21 protein-coding genes are annotated in these 23336 nt (G+C 38.5%); 5 read left to right on the plus strand and 16 right to left on the minus strand.

Translation table 11 applies throughout. The features are described from left to right. Positions 1 to 302: 302 nt before the first annotated feature. The gene (pssA, locus tag H4J46_RS08410; protein ID WP_182233079.1) at positions 303 to 1154 is read right to left on the minus strand and encodes a CDP-diacylglycerol--serine O-phosphatidyltransferase; all 852 of its coding nucleotides are present in this window, start codon (positions 1152 to 1154) and stop codon (positions 303 to 305) included. Between the two features lie 238 nt (positions 1155 to 1392). Between pssA and H4J46_RS08415 the strand changes: the two genes are divergently transcribed. After that, positions 1393 to 1836, plus strand: coding sequence for a hypothetical protein (locus H4J46_RS08415; RefSeq protein WP_182233080.1), 444 nt, complete (start codon positions 1393 to 1395; stop codon positions 1834 to 1836). 54 nt (positions 1837 to 1890) lie between these two features. Here H4J46_RS08415 and clpB read toward each other — a convergent pair whose 3' ends face one another. The 3 genes from clpB to rluD form a co-directional block, all read right to left on the minus strand. Further along, positions 1891 to 4470 carry an ATP-dependent chaperone ClpB gene (clpB, locus tag H4J46_RS08420; RefSeq protein ID WP_182233081.1) on the minus strand — a complete coding sequence of 860 codons (2580 nt, stop codon included), beginning with the start codon at positions 4468 to 4470 and terminating at the stop codon, positions 1891 to 1893. 154 nt (positions 4471 to 4624) lie between these two features. Next, positions 4625 to 5407 (minus strand): peptidoglycan editing factor PgeF, encoded by a 783-nt coding sequence (gene pgeF / locus H4J46_RS08425; RefSeq protein ID WP_404851780.1) that lies wholly within the window; start codon positions 5405 to 5407, stop codon positions 4625 to 4627. 43 nt (positions 5408 to 5450) lie between these two features. After that, the gene (gene rluD / locus H4J46_RS08430) at positions 5451 to 6428 is read right to left on the minus strand and encodes a 23S rRNA pseudouridine(1911/1915/1917) synthase RluD (protein WP_182233083.1); all 978 of its coding nucleotides are present in this window, start codon (positions 6426 to 6428) and stop codon (positions 5451 to 5453) included. Between the two features lie 152 nt (positions 6429 to 6580). Here rluD and H4J46_RS08435 point away from each other — a divergent pair, with 152 nt between their 5' ends. Continuing rightward, complete coding sequence (locus tag H4J46_RS08435) at positions 6581 to 7345, plus strand: outer membrane protein assembly factor BamD (RefSeq protein ID WP_182233084.1); 765 nt, start codon at positions 6581 to 6583, stop codon at positions 7343 to 7345. 129 nt (positions 7346 to 7474) lie between these two features. Here H4J46_RS08435 and glnB read toward each other — a convergent pair whose 3' ends face one another. Beyond that, complete coding sequence (glnB, locus tag H4J46_RS08440; RefSeq protein ID WP_077287161.1) at positions 7475 to 7813, minus strand: nitrogen regulatory protein P-II; 339 nt, start codon at positions 7811 to 7813, stop codon at positions 7475 to 7477. Between the two features lie 211 nt (positions 7814 to 8024). Here glnB and nadE point away from each other — a divergent pair, with 211 nt between their 5' ends. The 3 genes from nadE (at position 8025) to H4J46_RS08455 (ending at position 10427) form a co-directional block, all read left to right on the plus strand. After that, positions 8025 to 8867 (plus strand): ammonia-dependent NAD(+) synthetase, encoded by an 843-nt coding sequence (gene nadE, locus H4J46_RS08445; protein WP_182233085.1) that lies wholly within the window; start codon positions 8025 to 8027, stop codon positions 8865 to 8867. 78 nt (positions 8868 to 8945) lie between these two features. Further along, positions 8946 to 9509, plus strand: coding sequence for a GspH/FimT family pseudopilin (locus H4J46_RS08450; RefSeq protein ID WP_182233086.1), 564 nt, complete (start codon positions 8946 to 8948; stop codon positions 9507 to 9509). A gap of 324 nt (positions 9510 to 9833) precedes the next feature. Continuing rightward, positions 9834 to 10427 (plus strand): GspH/FimT family protein, encoded by a 594-nt coding sequence (locus H4J46_RS08455; protein ID WP_182233087.1) that lies wholly within the window; start codon positions 9834 to 9836, stop codon positions 10425 to 10427. Positions 10428 to 10506: 79 nt separating this feature from the next. Here H4J46_RS08455 and H4J46_RS08460 read toward each other — a convergent pair whose 3' ends face one another. The 11 genes from H4J46_RS08460 to ribF form a co-directional block, all read right to left on the minus strand. Next, positions 10507 to 10830 (minus strand): TapY2 family type IVa secretion system protein, encoded by a 324-nt coding sequence (locus H4J46_RS08460; RefSeq protein WP_259365744.1) that lies wholly within the window; start codon positions 10828 to 10830, stop codon positions 10507 to 10509. 1 nt (position 10831) lies between these two features. After that, positions 10832 to 11239, minus strand: coding sequence for a type IV pilin protein (locus H4J46_RS08465; protein ID WP_220462983.1), 408 nt, complete (start codon positions 11237 to 11239; stop codon positions 10832 to 10834). Further along, complete coding sequence (locus H4J46_RS17515; RefSeq protein WP_182233089.1) at positions 11239 to 14772, minus strand: pilus assembly protein; 3534 nt, start codon at positions 14770 to 14772, stop codon at positions 11239 to 11241. Before H4J46_RS17515 ends, H4J46_RS08465 begins: the two co-directional genes overlap by 1 nt. Before the next feature lie 38 nt (positions 14773 to 14810). Beyond that, the gene (locus tag H4J46_RS08475; RefSeq protein WP_182233090.1) at positions 14811 to 15359 is read right to left on the minus strand and encodes a pilus assembly PilX N-terminal domain-containing protein; all 549 of its coding nucleotides are present in this window, start codon (positions 15357 to 15359) and stop codon (positions 14811 to 14813) included. Then, positions 15353 to 16336 (minus strand): PilW family protein, encoded by a 984-nt coding sequence (locus H4J46_RS08480; protein WP_182233091.1) that lies wholly within the window; start codon positions 16334 to 16336, stop codon positions 15353 to 15355. Before H4J46_RS08480 ends, H4J46_RS08475 begins: the two co-directional genes overlap by 7 nt. A 1-nt stretch (position 16337) precedes the next feature. Next, a complete protein-coding gene (pilV, locus tag H4J46_RS08485) occupies positions 16338 to 16901 on the minus strand; it encodes a type IV pilus modification protein PilV (protein WP_182233092.1) in 564 nt (187 codons plus the stop codon). A gap of 368 nt (positions 16902 to 17269) precedes the next feature. Next, positions 17270 to 18199, minus strand: a complete 930-nt coding sequence (ispH, locus tag H4J46_RS08490) for a 4-hydroxy-3-methylbut-2-enyl diphosphate reductase (RefSeq protein ID WP_182233093.1) — start codon at positions 18197 to 18199, stop codon at positions 17270 to 17272. A 47-nt stretch (positions 18200 to 18246) separates the two neighbouring features. Then, positions 18247 to 18678, minus strand: coding sequence for an FKBP-type peptidyl-prolyl cis-trans isomerase (fkpB, locus tag H4J46_RS08495; protein ID WP_182233094.1), 432 nt, complete (start codon positions 18676 to 18678; stop codon positions 18247 to 18249). A 12-nt stretch (positions 18679 to 18690) separates the two neighbouring features. Beyond that, positions 18691 to 19203, minus strand: a complete 513-nt coding sequence (gene lspA, locus H4J46_RS08500) for a signal peptidase II (RefSeq protein WP_182233095.1) — start codon at positions 19201 to 19203, stop codon at positions 18691 to 18693. Between the two features lie 130 nt (positions 19204 to 19333). Continuing rightward, positions 19334 to 22183: an isoleucine--tRNA ligase gene (gene ileS / locus H4J46_RS08505; RefSeq protein WP_182233096.1), complete on the minus strand. Its 2850-nt coding sequence runs from the start codon at positions 22181 to 22183 to the stop codon at positions 19334 to 19336. A 119-nt stretch (positions 22184 to 22302) separates the two neighbouring features. Further along, on the minus strand, positions 22303 to 23250 hold the full coding sequence (gene ribF / locus H4J46_RS08510) for a bifunctional riboflavin kinase/FAD synthetase (RefSeq protein WP_182182806.1): 948 nt from the start codon (positions 23248 to 23250) through the stop codon (positions 22303 to 22305). Between the last annotated feature and the right edge of the window lie 86 nt (positions 23251 to 23336).

Genomic DNA, 23336 nt, shown 5'->3' on the forward strand with positions numbered 1-23336 from the left:
TTAACTTAATCAGCCTAGACTAGATTAGATAACTCATTATAACCGTTCGTTTGGGTTACCCCTTGGAACTGGAGCGCATTCTAGAGATTTCTCGCTTCACGTCAACACTTAATATCAATTAAATTACGATTAAATGACTGTTTGCTTTTTAATTAAGCAAGACGTTGTTTTTTCGTTCTAACAAGATAAAATAAGCGCTAAATAATACTGCTTTAACTTATATATTACGCTATTTATACTTGGAAATAATAAAGTGGCTAAGTAATAAGTTTGTAAGCATGGTTTTTATAAGGTTATTAGCTTTATTTTTCCAGCTCTTTTTTTGATTTAGTCTCTTCTTCTGCTACTTTTTCTGAACCCGTCGCTTTATTTTCACTATAACAGTGAAAGTCTGCATCTTGATCGTCACCTACTACATGCTCTAATTTCAATTTTTTTACTGAGCGGATAGTGGTAACTGGTCCTGAACAAGCATATAAAGCAAATATAATAAGCAGGATATTTTCAGGACTTGATGCAATAACCACAAAGGCGAGCACTATTAATAATACAACAACAAAATTTACCTTACCTTTCCAGTCAACTTCTTTAAAACTGTTGTATCTAAAGTTACTCACCATTAACAGGCCAAGTATGATGGTAATAATTCCAACAAAATAACCATAGTCTTGACCATTAATTTTATATTCGCTACCAACCCAAATAAGGCTAGCGACAACGCCTGCGGCGGCTGGGCTAGCTAAGCCTTGAAAATAACGTTTGTCAGCAATGCCAACTTGGGTATTAAAGCGTGAAAGACGCAATGCTGCACAAGCAACATAAACAAATGCCGCTAACCAGCCAAACTTGCCAAAACTTGAAAGCGCCCAATTATATGCCACTATTCCTGGTGCTATGCCAAATGACAACATATCAGCCATACTGTCATATTCTGCGCCAAACTCACTTTGAGTATTAGTCATTCGTGCAACTCGACCATCTAAACCATCGAATATCATCGCAATAAAGATAGCAACCGCAGCACTAATAAAATGCCCATTCATTGATGATATAACGGCATAAAAGCCAGAAAACAATCCTGCAGTGGTTAATAAGTTGGGTAAAAGATAAATGCCACGAGTTTGTAGCGAATCGTTATTATGTTTGTCTGGCATAAGTGAAACCAAAATAGATTAATATGAATAGAGAGCTCTAATTTAGCATAAGTTTAATTATTAACGGTAGCTGTAGTACCAATGAATGATTAATAAAACTAGCAAATATTTGTAAACTGGTCTTGGTGTTGTTATAAAACATTATAGTGATTACAGAATAGTTGCCAGTGACTATTGTTTTTAGCTCATTATGCTAATAATAGGGTAATTAAGTATTAACTTATGGATAGGTATCATTATGCACATTAAAACCTTGTCATTCTGTTTAGTCACATTAGTGTATTTTGATGTCTTTGCAGCTGAGAAAATGACAGTTTATCGTTGGTTCGACGAACACAATGTTGTGCATTTTAGCCAACATCAACCAGACCGTGATGACTATATCGAAATTAGTATGTCAAATAATAAAAAATCTTCAGTCATTATTGCTGAAGCGAGTAGTGATGAATCTTCAGAATTAAAAAATAATACTTTGGGTGATAGTAATGAGAAAAGTAATTTTAACCATGAGTTTAATGATGAAAAGTGTTTAACGGCTCGCGAAAATATAACAACATTAGCCAATTTTGATACAATTCAATATAAAAATGGGCAAGGTAGTGTAGAAATATTAACGGCATTAGGAAAACAGCAACAGTTAACGATGAATAGAAAACAGGCTGAAGTTTACTGTACCCATTAAGTCAGTAAACATTATCAGCCTGCATCTAGGGTATATTAGCTTACGATAACGCAATTAAGCTTTGACGATGAAATTCAAGTTATTATCAACCAGCTCAACAAATATATGATCACCAGCGGAAAACTCGTTAGCCAATAATTTATGTGCTAAAGGGTTTTCAATTTCTTGCTGGATAGAGCGTTTTAAAGGTCTAGCACCAAAAATTGGATCAAAGCCTGCCGCCGCAACAAAAGATAATGCTGCTTCCGATAAGGTCATAGTTATATCGCGTTCCTCTAATCGCTTAGTTAAAGCCGATATTTGAATACTCGCGATACTTTTAATTTGCTCAGCAAGTAAAGGATGAAACACTACGGTTTCATCGACCCGGTTAATAAACTCTGGCTTGAAGTGATTACCGAGTTCTGCTATTACCCGAGCTTTCATTTGCGGATATTGGCTGTCATCAACATATTCCTGAATAATATCTGAGCCGATGTTTGAGGTCATAATAATAACAGTATTTTTAAAGTCGACCGTACGCCCTTGCCCGTCAGTTAAGCGTCCGTCATCTAATACTTGTAGTAAAATATTAAAAACGTCAGGATGCGCTTTTTCAATTTCATCAAGTAAAATAACAGAATATGGTTTACGTCTCACCGCTTCAGTTAAATAGCCACCTTCCTCATAACCGACATAACCTGGAGGCGCTCCTACTAAACGTGCGACAGAGTGCTTCTCCATAAACTCTGACATATCAACTCGCACCAATGAATCTTCACTATCAAAAAGAAAGTGGGCTAAAGCTTTAGTTAATTCTGTTTTACCTACACCGGTAGGCCCAAGAAATAGAAATGATCCTATGGGTTGATCTGGGTCTGCTAAACCTGCCCTTGAGCGACGAATAGCATTTGATACTGAAACTACCGCTTCTGATTGCCCAATAACGCGTTTGTGCAGGTTATCTTCCATTTGCAATAATTTATCACATTCGCCTTCGAGCATTTTTGCTACCGGAATTCCGGTAGCTCGGCTTAACACGTCAGCTATTTCTACATCAGTCACTTTGTTTCGTAGCAAGGTCATTTCTTGCATTTCTGCTTGGCTTGCAAGATCAAGCTGTTTTTCAAGATCAGGGATACGACTATATTGTAACTCGGCCATGGTATTAAGATCGCCCACGCGACGAGCTGCTTCAAGTTCAATACGAGCGTGCTCTAAATCAGTTTTAATCGCTTGTGTTCCATGTAGTGCCGCTTTTTCGGTTTTCCAGACTTCATCCAACTCATCATAACTGACTTGGCAAGTCGCGATTTCATCCGAAATTAGGTCCAAACGTTTTTTAGAGGCCGGATCAGAGTCTTTTGATAAAGCCCGTTGTTCTAATTTCAGTTGGATTAAACGCCTTTCTAATCGGTCTAAGTTCTCTGGCTTAGAATCCATTTGCATACGAATACTAGAAGCCGCTTCATCAATAAGATCGATAGCTTTGTCGGGTAATTGACGGTCGCTAACATAGCGATGAGATAAGGTTGCCGCGGCAACAATGGCGGGATCGGTTATTTCAACATTATGATGGAGTTCGTAGCGTTCTTTAAGACCACGTAATATAGCAATGGTATCTTCAACACTGGGTTCATCTACTATAATTTTCTGAAAACGTCGTTCCAATGCGGCATCTTTTTCAATATATTGGCGATATTCATCTAATGTTGTAGCGCCAACACAATGCAGATCACCGCGAGCTAACGCTGGCTTTAACATATTACCAGCGTCCATAGCACCGTCACTTTTACCTGCGCCAACCATAGTATGTAATTCATCAATAAATAAGATGACTTGCCCTTCTAGCTGGCTTAATTCACTGAGCACTGCTTTAAGACGTTCTTCAAATTCTCCACGATATTTAGCGCCGGCAACGAGTGCGCCCATATCAAGTGACAATACGCGTTTATTTCGGATACCTTCTGGTACTTCATGATCGACAATGCGTTGAGCTAGGCCTTCAACAATCGCAGTTTTACCAACGCCTGGCTGTCCAATTAATACCGGATTATTTTTAGTGCGGCGCTGTAATACCTGAATGGTACGCCTGATTTCATCATCGCGACCAATAACTGGATCTAACTTTCCTTGTTCTGCTAGTTCGGTTAGATCAATGGTGTATTTATCCAATGCTTGACGCACTTCTTCGGCGTTAGCATCATCAACATTTTTACCGCCACGAATATGAACTATAGCGTCTTGTATACGTTGTTCACTGGCCCCTAAGCCTTTAAGAATTTGACCTAACTTACCTTTATCTTGTAACGCAGCTAGCATAAATATTTCTGAGGAGATAAATTTGTCGCCGTGCTTTTGTGCAAATTTATCACAAAGGTTTAAAATATTACCCATGGCAGACGATAGCTGCACTTCACCGCCTGTGCCCGACACATGTGCTAATTCTTCAAGAGCCACTTCAACTTGCGATCTTAACGTTCGCACATTGATACCGGCACTTTTTAATAAGGGGATAATACTGCTGGCGTTTTGATTTAATAACGCAAACATTAAATGTATTGGCTCGATAAATTGATGATCTTTACCTAATGCGATGGATTGTGCATCAGATATTGCTACTTGAAAAGTCTGGGTAAATTTTTCTAAACGCATTAATCTTCTCCTAGTGCCATATTACTGGGCTTAGAGTTTAGTTACCTATGTTATAAGGACACCAAGGAGGGTTTTCAAGAAAAGAGTCACTAAAACTTTGACCTAAATCAAAGGAACACTTTTAAATAATCACCTTACTTATAAGGGATAATTTTTACTCGGGTGAATGTATGCATATTACGCTAGCCATACGCCCAGTTTTTCCATCTCTGCGATAAGAATAGTACTTATCACTATGCTTATAAGTACAGTCTGCAATTTTAGTGATATTGGTAACCCCTAACGCTGAGAGTTTTAACTCGGCGATTAACTGCAAATTGGCCAAAAACTTTACCTCTGTTTTGCCATCATTTAAAAATACCACAGGTTCAAAAGCAGCTTCGAATTTTACTGACATTTGACAGAACGCCTGCTTTACCTCTTGACCAATTTCAAAAGCTTGAGGTCCAATACAAGGCCCCATCCATACAAAAATCTCATCGGCAGCACTATGCATTTTTCTAATGGTTCGTTCTATTATATTTGCTGCTAGTGGTCGCCAACCTGCATGAATGGCAGCAATTTCGCTACCATCTTTGTTTGATAACAAAATAGGTAAACAGTCGGCGGTCATTATGGCTAAAGCGATGTGCTGGCCATGTGTTATTGCAGCATCAGCGACAATAGGCGTATTTTGATGTTTTTCAACAACAACGACATTATTACCGTGAACCTGCTCCAACCATTGAATTTTTGTCATGGCTGGCAGGTAATCAAGTAACAAGCTTCTATTACGAGCAACAGTATTGGGGCAATCACCCAGATGCTCGCCTAGATTAAAGGCATCAAACTCTGCTTGAAATTTTTCCGTATTAGTAATATTTGATAATAAATGGGCAGAATGTTTAGATAATTGATCTTTGCTAGGAATTAAGCGAGTAGTAACAAAGGCCAACACACGTTCTGTTGGCCATTTAATACATTGTAAGTTACTAGATGAGTTAGTAATCACTATCGATAAGATGAATTTTGGTATCTTTGCGCAACAGATCAGCTAACGCTACCATGTCTTCAGGTACATCGGCATGCCAAGTCATTTGTACACCTGTTATCGGATGATATAAAGATAACATTGCCGCGTGTAAGGCTTGACGCTTAAATTGGCGTAACATTTCTCGTAACTCTTCAGAGGCATTTTTTGGAGGACGCGGACGGCCGCCATAAACGGGATCACCCGCTAGTGCATGAGTAATATGAGCCATATGAACACGAATTTGATGGGTTCGACCCGTTTCTAAACGTAAACGTAAACGGGTATGTAATCTGAATTTTTCCATCACACGATAATGCGTTACCGAAGGGCGACCTGAAAAAGTAACCGCCATATGAGTACGTTTTGTAGCGTGACGACCAATAGGTTGATCAACCAAACCGCCTGCGGTCATAATACCACTAGCGATAGCCTCGTATTCACGGGTAATTTCGCGCGCTTGTAGTGATTCAACCAGGTTAGTTTGCGCAGCAATCGTTTTTGCCACCACCATTAATCCCGTAGTATCTTTATCTAAACGATGAACAATACCAGCGCGAGGCACAACATCTAACTGCGGGCAGTGATGTAGTAAGGCATTTAAAACAGTGCCATCAGGGTTGCCTGCGCCGGGATGTACCACAAAACCCGCAGGTTTGTTGATGACTAAAATATCATCATCTTCGTACACTATATTTAAAGGTAGATCTTGTGCTTGAAAGCGTACTTCGCTCTCAACTTGTGTATCAATGGCTACTTCTTCACCACCAAACATTTTTTCTCGTGGTCTATCGACAACTAGGCCGTCAACTGTAATATGACCGGCTAAAATCCATTCTTTTAACCGTGAACGTGAATAATCAGGGAACATTTCAGCCAAAGTCTGGTCGAAACGTTTACCTAAGCATGATTCGGGAACCGTATCCCGGTGTTGAATTATCTCAGCCATCAAACTCTCTATTAATTAGCACTGTGCAAGGCAGGATTGCTAGGTTAGAATGCTATAGCTTATTTTACCTCTTTGCTAAAGCAATTACATTAAGTAATTATAGTGAGGAGGATATTTATTTTAACTAAAACAAAGTAGTGATATTGAAGTCTATGGAAAAAGTGACAATAAAAATAATGTGCCTTGCGCTAGTGTTAGCATTAACAGGCTGTTCAGGAACAAGTGAAAAAGATATTAAAAAGGTGCCAGATAAGTCAGCTCAAGCATTATTCTCTGATGCTAGAGCATCGCTTGATAATGGCTTATACCAAAAGGCGATCCAAATTTTATCTGCGATAGATTCTCGATTTCCTTATGGGCCAATCTCTCATCAAGTACAATTAGATTTAATTTATGCTTATTACAAAAGTGGTGATGCCGCACAAGGATTAGCACTTACCGATAGATTTTTACGATTAAACCCAGCGCATTCAAACTTAGACTATGTCTATTATATGCGTGCATTAATCAATGTTGCTACCCAAGAAAATTTATTCCAAAATTTAGCAGGAATAGACCGTTCAGACCGTGATCCTACGGCGGCGCACGCTGCATTTAATGACTTAAAAATAGTATTGGAGAAGTATCCTAATAGTAAATATGCTGCCGACTCTCGCCAACGTATGATTGCTATTAAATCACGCCTAGCAAAATATGAATTATCGGTTGCGCGCTATTACTTAAAGCGTGAGGCCTATGTTTCTTCTGCTAACCGAGGAAAATACATTGTTGAATATTTTTCTCCTAGCCCAGAAACGGAAGAAGCATTAGAAATTATGATTTTCTGTTATGGGAAGTTAGGTTTGAATGATCTACAGATTAATGCAAAACAAGTTTTAGCAGCGAATTATCCTAACAACCCAGGAGTTGCTAAGTAACGCTTTAGTTTTTATGAACATTGTCGTTTTTTTACATCCATGTAAATGCCTCGAAAGACAAGATGTCTGAGAGAAAATCCTGAACATAAAATACCAGCTTAGTGCTGGTATTTTTTTAACGGGTTAACGCTAAATAGCTTCTTCGTCTTCTTCTCCCGTACGAATTCGTATTACCCTTTCAACATCCGTTATAAAAATTTTACCGTCACCAATTTTTCCTGTTTGTGCTGTTTCTAAAATGGTGTTTACACAGCGTTCAACATTTTCTTTCTTCACGACTATTTCCAGTTTTACTTTTGGCAAAAAATCCACCATATATTCTGCGCCACGATAAAGCTCTGTATGCCCTTTTTGACGTCCAAAGCCTTTAACTTCTGATACGGTCATTCCCGTCACACCAATTTCGCCTAGCGCTTCACGTACATCATCCATTTTAAATGGTTTAATTATCGCTTCTATCTTTTTCATTTTACAGCCTATAGGTTGATTTGCGCGTTAGTATTTTACTGATAATTATTATTATCTACATCACAACTGAATATCAAGTAATTGTACACAGAATTAACTTATACCTATAGTGCAAAAATTCTAATTAAAGATAGACTTTGCTACACTAGACGTACCTGCTGGCATAAGTCAGCTTAAAAGTAACATGCCACATACTTCAGAAGGAAATATCATGAGCGCCCAGGCAATAATCAATGAAATGAAAGTATTACCTGAAATTGATGCTGCGTTTGAAATTGAACGTCGAGTTAATTTTATCAAGAAAAAATTAATACAATCGGGGCTTAAATCTCTTGTTTTAGGTATAAGTGGTGGCGTTGATTCCTCTACTTGCGGGCGTTTAGCTCAACTCGCTATTGACGCTTTGAATAACGAAAACACTGAAAATAAACCAGCATATAAGTTTATTGCTATAAGACTTCCCTTTGATATACAAGCAGATGAAGATGACGCTCAACTTGCACTTGAGTTTATAAAACCGAGTCATAGTCTAACCACTAATATCTTTGCAGGCACAGAGGGTATACATACTGAAACCATCCGTGCATTACAAGCGGCTGATCTTTTAACCGCCAATGCTGCACAAGTAGATTTTTCCAAAGGCAATGTCAAAGCCCGTACTCGCATGGTAATGCAATATCATATTGCTGGCATATTAAGCGCTTTGGTACTAGGCACTGATCATTCAGCAGAAAACATTACAGGTTTTTTTACAAAATGGGGTGACGGCGCTTGTGATTTAGCACCTTTATTTGGCTTATCTAAACGTCAAGTTAAGCAACTTGCCAGCAGTTTAGGTGCTCCTGCTCAGTTAATTAATAAAGCGCCGACCGCTGATTTAGAAGAATTAACACCCAGTAAAAAAGATGAAGATGCATTAGGCATGAGTTACGACCAATTAGATGACTTTTTAGAAGGTAAAAACACAGATAAATTAATCGAAGAAAAAATAATTGCTATCTATATGAAAACGCAGCATAAGCGCTCAGAAATTCCAACAATATATGAAGATTAATTAATTTAGTTTGGTAAATTACAATATTTTTGACTATACCTAGCACTGAAAAAGTTATTCAACTAAGGAATGGTTGTAATGTCAAAATATAATGGATTTACGATTATCGAAACTATGGTTGGGCTAGCTATAATGCTCAGTTTACTTTCCATTGGTGTTCCTAGTCTAAATAACTTCATTGTCTACACCCGCGTAGACAATGAAATATCTACCCTGCATCGTCTCATTTTAATTACTCGAAATAGCGCCTTAAGCAATAATACTGGTGTAACTTTGTGCCCGTTAAATAGCCAAGGAAAATGTAAAAACTTATGGCACCAAGAGCTGAGTGTATTTACTGACATTAACAATAATAAAGTATATGAACCGGCACTGGATGAACAACTGCTCGCTCAAAAAGGCGCGATAAAAGCTGGAGATAAACTACAATATGGCAAAACTCGTGTCGGCTTAACCTATGCTCCAACAGGGCATTTATTAGGCTGGGGACAAAACGCTACATTTAGTTACTGCCCTAAATACCATAATGATAAAAACCGAGGTATTGTCGTAAGAAATTCAGGTAGAGCCTATGTTAGCGCAGCCAATAAAGCTAGCGGCAAGAATGTCAGGCGCACAGGAGTTAAAATAAAATGTTTTTAATTTACTGTTTTTTATTATTTTTTTAATGTTCATCTTATATTATGGAAGGTTTAATATGCATTATCTTAATACCCGCTCAGTGGTATTTAATCCTTGTATATACCTAGTCAAGTTAACAACAGAGGGAATTTACGACATAGCGATTAGCTGCTCTTAAGCTAAGCTAAAATAACAGTAAAGCACTCGCTTTAACAAGTAGGTAATAAAAGTCAATATCCCTGATATTAGGCTATCATTAGCGCCGATGATTTAAACAAACTTTCCTAGCTGAGCTTAAGCAACAATGTTATAAGTAAAACATTAATCTTCACTAAAGCTGTTTTTGTGTCTAAGTTATTTATTAAAAAATCTCAAAATAAAAAATTAAACAAAGGCTTTACTATTGTTGAGTTACTTATTGGCATTGCTATTATTGGAATATTAACAACCATTGCTGGCCCCAGTTTAGGTCAGTTTATAGTGAAATTAAGAGTTGACAATGAGATAAGTGAAATTCATCGCTTGGTATTAACAGCAAGAAACAGTGCTATCAATAGTGGTAAAAATGTCACCCTTTGCCCGTTAAACGGTACAACTTGCAGCGACAACTGGCAAAATGAGTTAAGTGTCTTTCTCAATAGTGAAAGTACCTTAGTCAACAATAATACTTATGACAGCGTAAACGAAGAGTTGGTTAAAGTTAAAGGAAAAATTGCTAGCGGTGACACTTTAACATTCAGCCAAGGTCTTATTATTTTTGCGCCAACAGGCCGGTTAATCTCTGGGGGTAATAGCAATTTTAGTTATTGCCCTAAGGGTAATAGCAATTTATCGCGTGGTGTTGAAATATCTCTGTCAGGTAGGGTATACGCGACTGCTGATACAGATAATGACACTAAAGATGAAAATAGAAATGGTACTAAAGTTTCTTGTAGTTAATATATGCCCAACAACTACTGGGCACAGTTATAAAATAAAATCACTTTCACTAAACAAAATTATTTAGGCGAACAGGTTATTAACGAGGTTGTGCGTCAAATAGCTGATTCGCTTTGACAGAGTTAAACTTAGCCTTTAACAGTACACACTCAAATGCTTGATACACTTGCTGCCTCTCTCTAGAAAAAGGTGTTGGGACTTTGCGGTTAGCTAGGGTATCAACAAGTTTATTGACTTGACTTTCTTTCACGCTAGCAAAGTAAATCAACTGCTTACCTCCAAGCAATTCGATGTGGCATTTAACGTCAACTTTGTACTTTTTTACCACTATATTAGCTGCAGCCACATTGAAACTTACATGAGTCAATAGTAATAAAGTAGCCACAAATATTATATTTTTCATTTTATTGCTCCCAACAGACATTGGCTGGTAATTTTTTTCCAGTGTTACTAACAGATAACACCTGACAGTTGCTGTCATTTGATTTTTGTGGTTCAAGTGCTTTTGCCGTTAACAAAAAACCTCCGTTTACAAGTGTTGCATCAATACTATAGTAAGAGTTTTCAGTAATAAAGGGGTCATTATCGAGTCCTAACGCTGTCATATCAGCGGTGTACGCTCTTGTATCAACATAAAACTGCTCTTGTATATTTGCTATTCTTAATAGTTCTCGCTGAGCTTCTGTGCGATTTGAGCGCGCAACAAAGTCAGTATATGACGGAAGCGCTATAGCCGCTAGAATCGAAACGATAGCAACCGCGATTAACAACTCGATTAATGTAAAGCCATTATTTGCTTTAATTTTTGACATTATGGCCCCTCTTTAATGTATAAATAAGTTCGCATAGTCTGCAGTTTAAAAGGTGTAATGACTACCTCTCTGCCAACAATGATATTACCAATCTTATCGCCGTTAGCGTCAGGTACTACAATTAACGTTGGCGCACCTAAAAACTGCTCACTTATTTTGATACTTCTGACAGCGTCGTCGGGTGGTCCATCATCAGGTGGCACATCATCATTTATCTTCCAATTATAAACTGCAGTACCTAATGCCAGGTCGACTGCATATAGTAGTCCGGTACCATTGGGTTGTTCACAGTAGACAACATTAGGATCTAAATTAGGCGGAATAAAAGTCGTAAAAAAAACGACACCATTAATAACAATAGCTTCAGCCGTACTTTTTTCACCTGAGCCTTCAAGGTTTATAAACCAACCCGATTTTTTGCTAACATCTCTTGCTAATTCATTGCGCTTTGCAAGTGTTAGCGTTTGATCAAAAGGATTATCGGTATAATTATATAAATCACTTTTCAACAGTGCCACAGGGGCTATTGGCTCAACTATATTATAAAAAGACTTAGTTTTAATCTGTTGATCTTTAATCATAAAGAATGTGTCATCAGTATCTGTACCTAATGGGTTTGATCTGTCACCACTACCAATAAGTACCGCATCATAAGGTTTTTCTTGATGATGAAAAATAGCGGTTGTTTGACCATCTTGATCGGTGACTTTTGTTTCAATTGTTTCACTGATAAAGGTACGAACGATAGAGGGTTCATTAAAAAAGCGTAAATCAGTGCTGTTGGTTACTCCACCTAGCGCTGCTAACTTAAAGACCGACCATGGGTCCTCACTGTTAGTGGGATCTGCGCTAGGCATATCAACACGCCAAACATTGCCTCCCGTGTCACCCGTATATAATCGATCAATTAAACCATCGCCATCACTGTCTAATATGGCAATACTTGATGGAATACTGTCTATTCCAGGGAATACCGTATCACCACTAGCAGGAGCCATACTCCATTTTAATACGCCGGTTTTAGCATCGATCATATAAACAGCATTGCCCTTAGGATAAGTAATTGTTGCCGTATTTGAATCGTTTACCACATCATAACCACCACCGAAAAACAATACTGGTGCCGCAACCGCACTATTACCAGATCCTGAAACATTTAACTTAGAATAACCCAGTTTGGGTTGAGACCATGATTGCCCTAGCCGGCCAAATCCTGTGGTCGAGGCATCAATATGCCACAGCTTACTGGGTGAATTTGGGGTACTAATATCTAGTGCGTAATATGAGCTTCCTCCACGTCGTAAGCCAAAAAATATCCACACTTTATCGGTACCATTTATGACACCGTCACCATTATTATCCTCTACGTATGGCGTTATGTTGCCATCGACACCATAAACTTTCTCTGCTGTTGAATAGTTTTCTCTTAATGGCTTAATATTTTTAAAAAACTCTTTTGGCATAAAGGCCCAGCTTTCATCTACGCTATCACCTTTATCCTCAAACATATGAAGTGCACCTGCATTAGTGCCGATAAGAATTCGAATGCTATCGCCGTAATTAACCACTAACGGCTTAGAGTGTAATGGATCACCAAAAACATCTGACCGCATGATGGGTATAGATTCATCAGCTAATTTAGTATTATCGACATTCTCTCCCTTTGCCCAACGTAAATAAGTGCCAACCTCATTCTCATTAACATCTAGTGCCGTTGCCAATTCAGCGCTCCCACCAAATGATGTTTCAGCTAAAGTCTGTGTTAACAAAGCTATAGCGTCACCGCTGCCAATATCACTATAAATTATCCGGTTTGTTTTATTACGTAACATTTCAGCTACGCCACCTTTTGTTACAGCAGCACCATCTTTTGTGTTATCTGCTGACCAAAAGCTTGTAACGTCCTTAGAAAATTGACCACTATTAAGATCCAGTGCTGGATTACCATGTTTACCTACTTGATTGCTACTAACTACTTTATATTTTTTAAGGTTACCTTGCCAACGTGGACCATTATCTGGTTGAAACATCGCATAATAAACAGAGTTTAAGGTCTCTGTACGGTCGAAGTTGTTGGCAGCAACAGATGCTGACGTTAAGCTGTCATTACTAGGTTCTAAATCTTCCAAGGCACCAACCAAAGCAGCAGTTAACTGAGCACTATCTGTTGCACGAAAATATTTTCCACCACCAAGATCTGCGGTTTGCTTTAATAATGGTGCAGCATCATCGGCACCCGCACTAAAACCAATAGTGTAAATATCGGCTGTTTGCTTACCGGTTAACTCACTATTAAGATCTCTATTACTCATCCATTCAGCTAAACCAGCAAGGTAATTGCCCTCAAATTTACTACCGGTAAAATTAAACGTTGTGCCATCCTCAAACGCAGACAAAGCTTCAACCTTAGCATTAGCGTATTGATCTTGAGTTGGTGCGCCGTCGGTAATTAAAATAACATAGGCTTTACTGCTGCAACTTGAAAAAGGACTGATATATTTGCCTGATGATTCAATTGAAAGATCTCTAGGAGGTTTATTTTTTGTGTAATAAATTTCACCAGACCAGTAATAAACATTAATGTCATCGTCACCATATTCAACATTCTCACCTGAAAAATACCGAGATGCTTCATACAGTGTTTCGCACAAAGGGGTGTTTCCACGCGCGAATACTTCGTTATTGACCAGATTTAGCAGCCTATTTTCATTTTCATCAGTCATTTCTTTAATGCCTGCTACGATACGACCGCCGTTACCACCATTTGAGTTATCATTAAAGTTAAAGTTAAAAACTTGCAGACCAAAATCGATCGACGGTGCAGAAGTAATGACATCATTAATACTTTCTTTAGCCATTTCCATCCGGCTTCGCTGTTCTTCTTGAGTATTATCGCCGTAATACCAGCGTAAGTAATTTTCAGTATACAGCGTAACTAATTTACCGCTCCAAACCACACCTGAGCTGTCTATGTCATCGGTAAAGTACTCAGGGTTATTTTTATCACCTAGATAGTCGGCGGGAAAACCGGGATCAAAACCATCGGCATTATTGGTATTACTATTTAAGACATCATCTTCACAATCTACTACATTTATATTAGAACCATTATTATCTGAAAGTTCTTCCCATTGTCCCGTATTATTTGTAAATTGATATTGTCGAATATGGGCGGTATAAAAACCTTTATTCGCTAATGATGATTTAGCACTGCTACAACCATTTAAAGATGCTATAAAATGTCGATCTTCTGAGGAAGTATCTGGCTTAGGGATCTCATCACCTTTGTTATAATATAAATGTTCGCCTGAAAATTTTGTTGTATTAGGGATTGCAGGGTAGTTCTCGGCTGAATTATATCTAATTTTAACGGTTTCTTCTGTATTCATACTACCAGAATCATCAAGAATAATAAGCACTTGTGTTTTTGAAGCAGCGACTTTGACCGTTTCGTTAACGTACAACTCAATATCTTCACTATATGATAGAGTTGATATTAATACTAATAGGCTTATGGCAAAAAATCTTTTCACGTTATTAATTCCTATATTTAGCTTAAACACCGATAAATTCATCGTAAAAGTTGCTGAACAACTCCGGTATTTACTTCAACTTCATTAGTGTTTTTTCGTCCATATTTTCGCACCACTTGCAGCCGTAAAACATTGCAAGTAAATATTTGCACTGAAGAACCTGATTTGGAGTGGGGACAATCAGCTTCTAGCTCAAGATCATTGTTGGCAAGATTAAGACTTGCCGTGGTATCACTATCAGTATTGGTAATATTTAAACTACCTGTAACATTGCCAAAGCTCTCATCTTGAAATCGTACGATAGCAGAAGCAAATTTATTATTTCCTGAGTCAGCATTAATTTGCCGAAACATCACCTCATCGCTAGCACTTATCGCTTCTTGTGTAGCAACCACTTTTTCTTCACTAGCACCTGACATTTTCATATCTGACGTGGAATTTTGCATCAAGGCACCAGCAACAGCGGTTAAGGCAACAAGAAATACCAAAGCCACAATCAATACCACACCTTTTTGGCGATTAAATAACTGTCTATTGGCTATCAAATTACAAGCATAATTTTTTTGCTTTACTTTTTTTTTTACCATGAGTCGACTCCGGCATTGTATAAAGTTACCGTAGCGTTAAATAATAATCGACGATAATTGTCATTAAACGTAACAGGAAAATCACCTAAATTATAAGTATTAGTATTAGTATATTTGTTATCAGGAAGAATGCTACGCGCTAGTACATAAATACGTACGGCTAAAATTCTATTATTATTGCCGTTATCCCATTGGGTTGAGGTCATATTATCTGCCGGATGAGCGATACGTTCATCTGCCGATAGAAAGGCATCAACAATACCATATCCGGCGCTACCTGGAGCGTCAGTGTCAATACCGTACATAAATCGGATCATTTCAATGCCATCAATGATAGGGTCGAAAGTCATCTTGGTTGTTAAGCGCCCTTGCATTAAACTAGGCACAGTATTATTGCCTTGGGCTTCTTCCCTAATATAATAAATATGATGCTGGTACTCCCAAACTTGGCTATTAGAGACTGTTGGTATATTGGTACCAGTAAATATTTCTGCTTCACTTACGTTTGAAATAATATAATAGTTATTGCTAGTGCTTGCTGTTAGAGGTTGAGAAATAGCCCGTTTTATTTGAATAATATCAGACGTTATTTTTGCATCATCAATACAACCCATTACGGAGCTATTTGTTACTGTTTTACCCCAAAGCGTTCTAAAATGCCCAATAGCATTTGGAAAAGTGCCATTATTTAAACCTTCGCCGACACATTCGTTACCTGGGGCGGCATCTGGTGATACAGTTAACATTGATCGGTCTAACGTGCCACTGTAATCACCCCAAAAGTTTTGTCTGAGTAAATCATCACTAAGAACACTTAAAGCAAAACGGCCATTTTCTTGTAACTCTCCATAAGTTGCTGTTTCTTGTGTGGTAGTTTTCATGCCAACAAAAACACTGAGGATGCCAGCAAAAAGTGCTAAACCGATGGCTAAGGAGATAAATATTTCTATTAAGGTATAACCACGTTGACTGTTCATATTAATTTATAAAGGCCTTAACAGTAACTTGCCGTTTTTTAGCACTAGCTGTACCACAATTGTCTTTTGCCGCGTCAGCTATTTCGGTGCGCCCTTCCCAGCTCACCACTACAGTTACTGCATTCAATGCCTGACTTATACATCCCCTAACACCGGTTAAGCCCGCTTGATTATTACCGTCATTAACAACATCAGCCCCCATAAGAGACATTTCCCATTCATATTGATCATTAATAACCATTTCTGCTGGTGTACAGAGGTTATCAAGCTTATAACAACGATTGGCCGGTAATGAATTAAGAGTATCGCCGTAATCGGTAGCAGCATATTCGGCTAATGTAGTGGCATTATTACTGCGCATGCGCTCGACTATGTCTTGCGCTAACGCAGATGCAACAGAGCGTTGCATCGCATCGAAGCTAGCTTTTTTAGCCGAAGCTTGCATGGCTACCGCACCTAAAATACCTGTCACTAAAATAAAAACGGCGACTAACACTTCAATAAATGTCAGGCCTTTATTTAAAGAGGGCTTTTGATGTAAGGAATAGGAAAATGAGTTACTCAATATTTAATCTCCCTTTAAATAAGAATAAGCAAACAACGGATGTTGTTACTATAGCTGAAAAATTTAACTGATTGAAATAGATAATTTTATACGAAGAAATACGCAGGTATAGATCTAGGAAGTTACTACTAATTAGACCACCATATGTGTTAAAAATCACATTGGTGAACTGCATGAACCCATACCTTAAATTATTATTACGAGTATTTTTCCTTGTTTTTAAGCACTACACTACTCGTAAATTCAAATTTAGCATCATAAAAAATCATTGAAATTAACTAAAAAAACTAAAAAACCAGCCGATAAAATAAGTCAAAAATCAATTTAAAAACTAGCTACACATTACCACTATAAAACATATTCTAAGACTAGCGTAATTCTATCGGTACCGCAAACACGGTATTCTCCGCTCTGCCTGGGTATTCAATAACCTCTTTACCACCCAGAGATTTAAGCGCCTCTATAACTTGCTTAACCAAAATTGCAGGTGCTGAAGCTCCTGCTGTAACCCCCACTTTTTCAATACCGTCTAACCATGAAACATCAATGTCATCTGCTGTATCAATCAAATAGGATGTGGTGCCTATTTTCTCTGCTAACTCCCGCAGACGATTAGAGTTAGAGCTATTGTTAGCACCCACCACCAACATTAGTTGCACGTGTTCTGCAATAGATCGCACCGCGTCTTGACGATTTTGTGTCGCATAACAAATATCATCTTTACGCGGCCCTTGAATCAAAGGGAACTTATGTCTTAGGGCATCGATGACATCACTGGTATCATCAACTGATAATGTTGTTTGGCTGCAATAATAGAGTTTTTCTGGGTTTTTTATTTCAAGTGTTACCACATCTTCAGTAGATTCAACTAAGTAAATCCCCCCTTGAGTGCTTTCATATTGCCCCATAGTGCCTTCAACTTCTGGGTGTCCCGCATGTCCGATAAGAATACATTCAATATTTTTTCGACTCGTGCGTGATACTTCCATGTGAACTTTAGTGACCAAAGGACAGGTTGCATCAAAGACTGTTAACCCACGACTTTTGGCTTCGTTGCGCACAGCTTTTGACACACCATGAGCGCTAAATATTACCGTACTGTCGTCAGGCACTTCGTTTAGCTCATCAACAAATACCGCACCACGTTCTTTTAAACCATTAACCACAAACTTGTTATGCACCACTTCATGACGCACATAAATAGGCGCTTCAAATAAATCAAGCGCTCTATCAACGATACTGATGGCCCGGTCAACACCGGCACAAAAACCTCGGGGGTTAGCTAAAATAATTTCCATAACATTCTCATTATTGCTGAACTGATTAACTGATTAACTTAGGTAACTTAGGTAACTTCAACAACGTCGATAACAAAAGTAACGTCTTGTCCAGCTAACGGATGATTGAAATCTATAGTCACTGAGCTGCCTGAGACATCTTTTATCATGCCAGGTAACTCGCCGCCTGGTTGACTAAAAGTAATAATATTGCCTACTTTTGCTGGTGCGTCTTCATTGAACCTACAAATATCCATATAATGAATATTCTCAGGTAAAGGCTCACCAAATGCGTCAATAGCAGCTAAAGTAAACTCTTTACTCTCACCAGCTGACATGCCAATAAGTTGCGTCTCAAACGCCGGTGAAATACTGGTATCACCCATAATAATTTTTGCTGGCTTTTTATTAACCTTAGTACTATCTGCTGCAGAGCCGTCAGATAGCTTCATAGTGATGTGAGCGATAATTTGTGAAGAAGCTGTTACTAAATTTTTCATATAAATATCTCTTTAAGTCTTAATTTTTTGTGTTTTTTTACTCGGTTCACCATTTTTAAATGAATCGAAAATCATCAGTGCAGCACCAATAAAGATCATTGAATCGGCAATATTAAAAGCAGGGAAATGGTAGCCAAAGCCATAAAAGTCGAGAAAGTCGATAACATAACCAAATAGCACGCGATCAATAAGATTACCCACTGCACCACTTAACATTAACGCAAATGCCACTGATAATAGTGCTTGTTGCCTAGGTGTTTTTGCTAACCAAACAATAAAAACAATACTGGCAATGGCAGCAATCGCAGTAAAAAACCAACGTTGCCAGCCACCTTGATCAGCAAGGAAGCTAAATGCCGCACCAAGGTTATGGACATAAGTTAAGTTGAAAAAAGGTAAAATATCAATTGATTGATACAAGTCCATATTGCTGACAATTAATTGTTTTGTCACTTGATCGGCAATTAAAAAAACCAAGGTTAGCCATAACCAACGTAAGCCTGTTTCGGTAAATAACTTTTTCATAGCACAATAAACTCTCTTATATTGCTCGCGTTTAAAGCGCGATACTTCACTATATTAATAACGAGAAAACGTGCAGACTTTACTTAAGTGCTACACGTTTTAGTTTCAATATCATTCGCCTATTTTTTCCTTAAGCGAATTGACGAACTTCACCGTCACCTTCTACGTTAGTAATACAACGTCCACAAAGCTCTGGGTGCTTTTCATCTTGACCAATATCTTCTGTGACATGCCAACAGCGATCACACTTAACACCTTGTGCTGGAGCAACGGTTAACCATAAACCCTCGACTTCAGTGGCTAAAGTGTTTGCTGGTGCACTTTCAACAATTTCAACCACGGCTTTAGAGGTAATTAGTACAAAACGCAGTTCTTCCCCTAATTGCTGTAATTTTTCTGCCAGCTCACTGGTGGCGTATAATGTAACCGCGGCTTCAAGGGCTTTACCCACTTGCTTTTCTTTACGGGCATTTTCTAGCGCTTTATTGACTTCTGCGCGCACTAATAAAAGCTCGTTCCAGTAATCATTATTTAACACACTGGCCGTTGAAGCTTTTGGTAAGCCATCAAACCAAACACCAGTAAAGACGAACTCTTCACGAGTCTCACCTGATGGTGTTGGTAGTGCTTGCCAGATTTCTTGTGCCGTAAAAGATAAAATGGGTGCCATCCAACGTGTCATCGCTTCAGCGATTAAATACATCGCTGTTTGACATGAACGACGAGCTACACTGTCTTCTTTGGCAGTGTATTGACGGTCTTTAATAATATCTAAGTAAAAGCCACCCAGTTCTGTTGTGCAGAAGTTCATTAGCTTGTGCACGACCAAATGAAATTCATATTCGTCATAAGCAGCAATAATATCTGCTTGTAACTGCGCAGCTTTATCTACCGCCCAACGATCAAGTGCCACCATATCATCAAAAGCAATTAAATCTGTTTTGGGGTCAAAGCCATTTAAGTTTGACAATAAAAAGCGCGAGGTATTTCGAATACGGCGATAAGCATCAGCTTGGCGTTTAAATATTTCATCGCCTGCGGTGATCTCTTGAGTGTAATTTACCGATGCTGTCCATAAGCGTAAAATGTCTGCACCTAGTGTATTGGTGATTTCTTTTGGCGTGATAACATTACCTAAAGATTTAGACATTTTATGACCTTTAGCATCAACGACGAAGCCATGAGTCAGTACTTGCTTATAAGGTGCTTTACCGTTCATAGCGACTGAAGAAATCATTGAAGACATAAACCAACCACGATGTTGATCCGAACCTTCTAAGTACAAGTCAGCAATTCCATCAAATTCCTCACGGGCATTAATAACAGAGTAGTGGGTTGTACCGGAGTCAAACCAAACATCTAGAGTGTCAGGTACTTTAACGTATACTTGAGCATCATCACCAATAAGCGCTGATGGCTCTAAATCAAACCACGCTTGAATGCCTTTCTCTTCAACAAGTTTTGCTACACTTTCAATTAATTCAATCGTGCGCGGATGCAAAGCACCCGTATCTTGATGAATAAATAATGCCATTGGCACGCCCCACGTGCGTTGACGTGATATACACCAATCAGGACGACCTTCAACCATAGATTCAATACGACGTTGGCCCCAATCAGGAATCCACCGTGTTTTTTCAATTTCTTTTAATGAGTCTTGACGTAAACCTTTCTTGTCCATGCTAATAAACCACTGCGGTGTAGCACGGAAAATCAATGGCGTTTTATGACGCCAACAATGCGGGTAAGAATGATCTATCGCATGATAATGCACTAATGTGCCATGCTCTCTTAGGGTTTCAACAACATTAGCATTGGCTTTAAAAACATGCTGACCTGCAAACAGTGGTGTGTCTTCTAAATAAACACCGTTGGCGCCAACAGGATTTGCCACTTCTAAATCATATACCTTACCAACAACAAAATCTTCTACACCATGACCTGGCGCTGTATGTACACAACCCGTACCTGAATCGGTCGTCACGTGTTCACCTAAAATTAATGGCACGGTAAAATCATAAAATGGGTGTTTAAGTTCAACAAGGTCTAAATCGCTGCCCTGACAAAAACCTAATACCTGGTATTTATCAATACCAAATCGCTCCATACACGAAGTCACTAAATCAGAGGCTAAGATGAAGCGTTCTTTTCCTTGCGCTGTTGCACACTGTACTAAGCTATATTCTACCTCAGCATTCACAGCAACCGCACGGTTAGCTGGTAATGTCCAAGGTGTGGTCGTCCAGATCACCACTGAAACTGAACCTTCACTTACATGCTCTTTGGGATGCTCGTCTGGATGAATAAATTTATCAGCAATGCTTTGATCAACAAGAGTAAATTTCACATCAATAGCGGGTGATTGCTTATCTTGATATTCCACTTCAGCTTCCGCTAAAGATGAGCCACAATCTGTGCACCAATGCACAGGTTTAAAGCCTTGGTGTAAATGACCATTTTCAGCAATTTTACCCAAAGATCGAATAATATTAGCTTCCGTATCAAAATCCATCGTACGATAAGGCTTATCCCAATCAGCAAAGACGCCTAAACGTTTGAAGTCTTCTCGTTGGGCATTAATTTGCTTGCCGGCATATTCACGACACTTTTCACGAAAAACACTAGCAGAAACTTTATGGCCTGGTTTGCCAATTTTTTTCTCTACCATTAGTTCAATCGGTAAACCATGACAATCCCAACCCGGCACATATGGCGCATTGAAGTCTGATAAGGTTTTTGATTTAACAATAATGTCTTTCAAAATTTTATTAACAGAGTGACCTAGATGAATATCACCATTGGCATACGGAGGGCCGTCATGCAAAACAAATGATTTTTTGCCTTTTTTAGCGGCACGAATTTGACCGTATAAATCTTTCTCTGCCCATTCTTTTAGCATATTCGGTTCACGATTTGCCATATTGCCTTTCATAGCAAAAGAAGTTGCGGGCAAATTTAGGGTTTGCTTATAATCACTCATTAAAATAAATATCCGTTGTCGTAGTCACTAGGCTTTGCTTAGTATGATGTTATATTTTATTTTCTTAATTTATCGCTAATTTATTAGTCATTTACCAATAAGTTATCGTTACGATGTCGTTAAGTAATAGCTAAATGTTGCACAAAAGTGCGGGCCTGTTCAGTATCGGTGGCAATTTGTTCGGTAAGCTCAACTAGCGAGTTAAACTTATGTTCACTTCGTAGTTTTTTCAACATAACTACTTCAATGATTGCACCGTATAAATTGTTATCAAAATCAAATATATGTACTTCTAATTGTTGCCTAATACCAGCAACTGTCGGTCTTGAACCTATGTTTGCGACACCGTAATGGTGACCAAATGGGCTTTTAACCTGCACCGCGTAAACCCCTGAAACAGGCGAAACCCGACGTTTTAATCTTATATTGGCAGTAGGAAAACCTATTTCACGGCCGCGTTTATCACCATGAAAAACTTTGCCAATAATTGAATAGGGCCGTCCTAACATGGTTTTCGCGCCGTCTAAATCATCTCTCTCTAATAACTGCCTGATTGCTGTGCTGCTTACACGACAACCTGCTAGTTTATGGCTTGCGGTATCAGTTACTGAGAAGTCAAACTGCTTGCCAGCGGCCTTGAGCATAGAGAAATTACCTTGGCGATTTTTACCAAAATGAAAGTCGTCACCAACAATCAAGTGCTTTATCGCTAAGCGTTTTACTAATAACTCTTTGATAAAGGTCTCGGCGGTTAGACTAGCAAATTTTCTATTAAAATTGATACAAATTAATCTATCTATACCTAAGTTTTTTAATAGGACATATTTGTCACGTAATCGACACAATCGTGCGGGGGCGGTTTCAGGTGAAAATAACTCTTGTGGCTGGGGTTCAAAGACCAATACGGCAGCTTCGCAGTTTAGCTTTCTGGCTTTTTCAACCAAAGCTAGGATTACTTGCTTATGCCCTAAGTGAACGCCGTCAAAATTGCCAATAGTTAACACGCAACCTTGACGATTGTTATCAACGTTAATGTGCATGTTATGAATGCCACGTGTTAATTGCATCTAATTAAAAACCTTACTGCCAATAGTGCTTTACTACTAGCTAAATCATTAAAGAATAAAAGCCGATGAATTATATATGAGTCAGC

Origin of the sequence: Colwellia sp. MB02u-6 (assembly GCF_014077095.1) — a bacterium.
In the GTDB taxonomy this organism is placed as follows: domain Bacteria; phylum Pseudomonadota; class Gammaproteobacteria; order Enterobacterales; family Alteromonadaceae; genus Cognaticolwellia.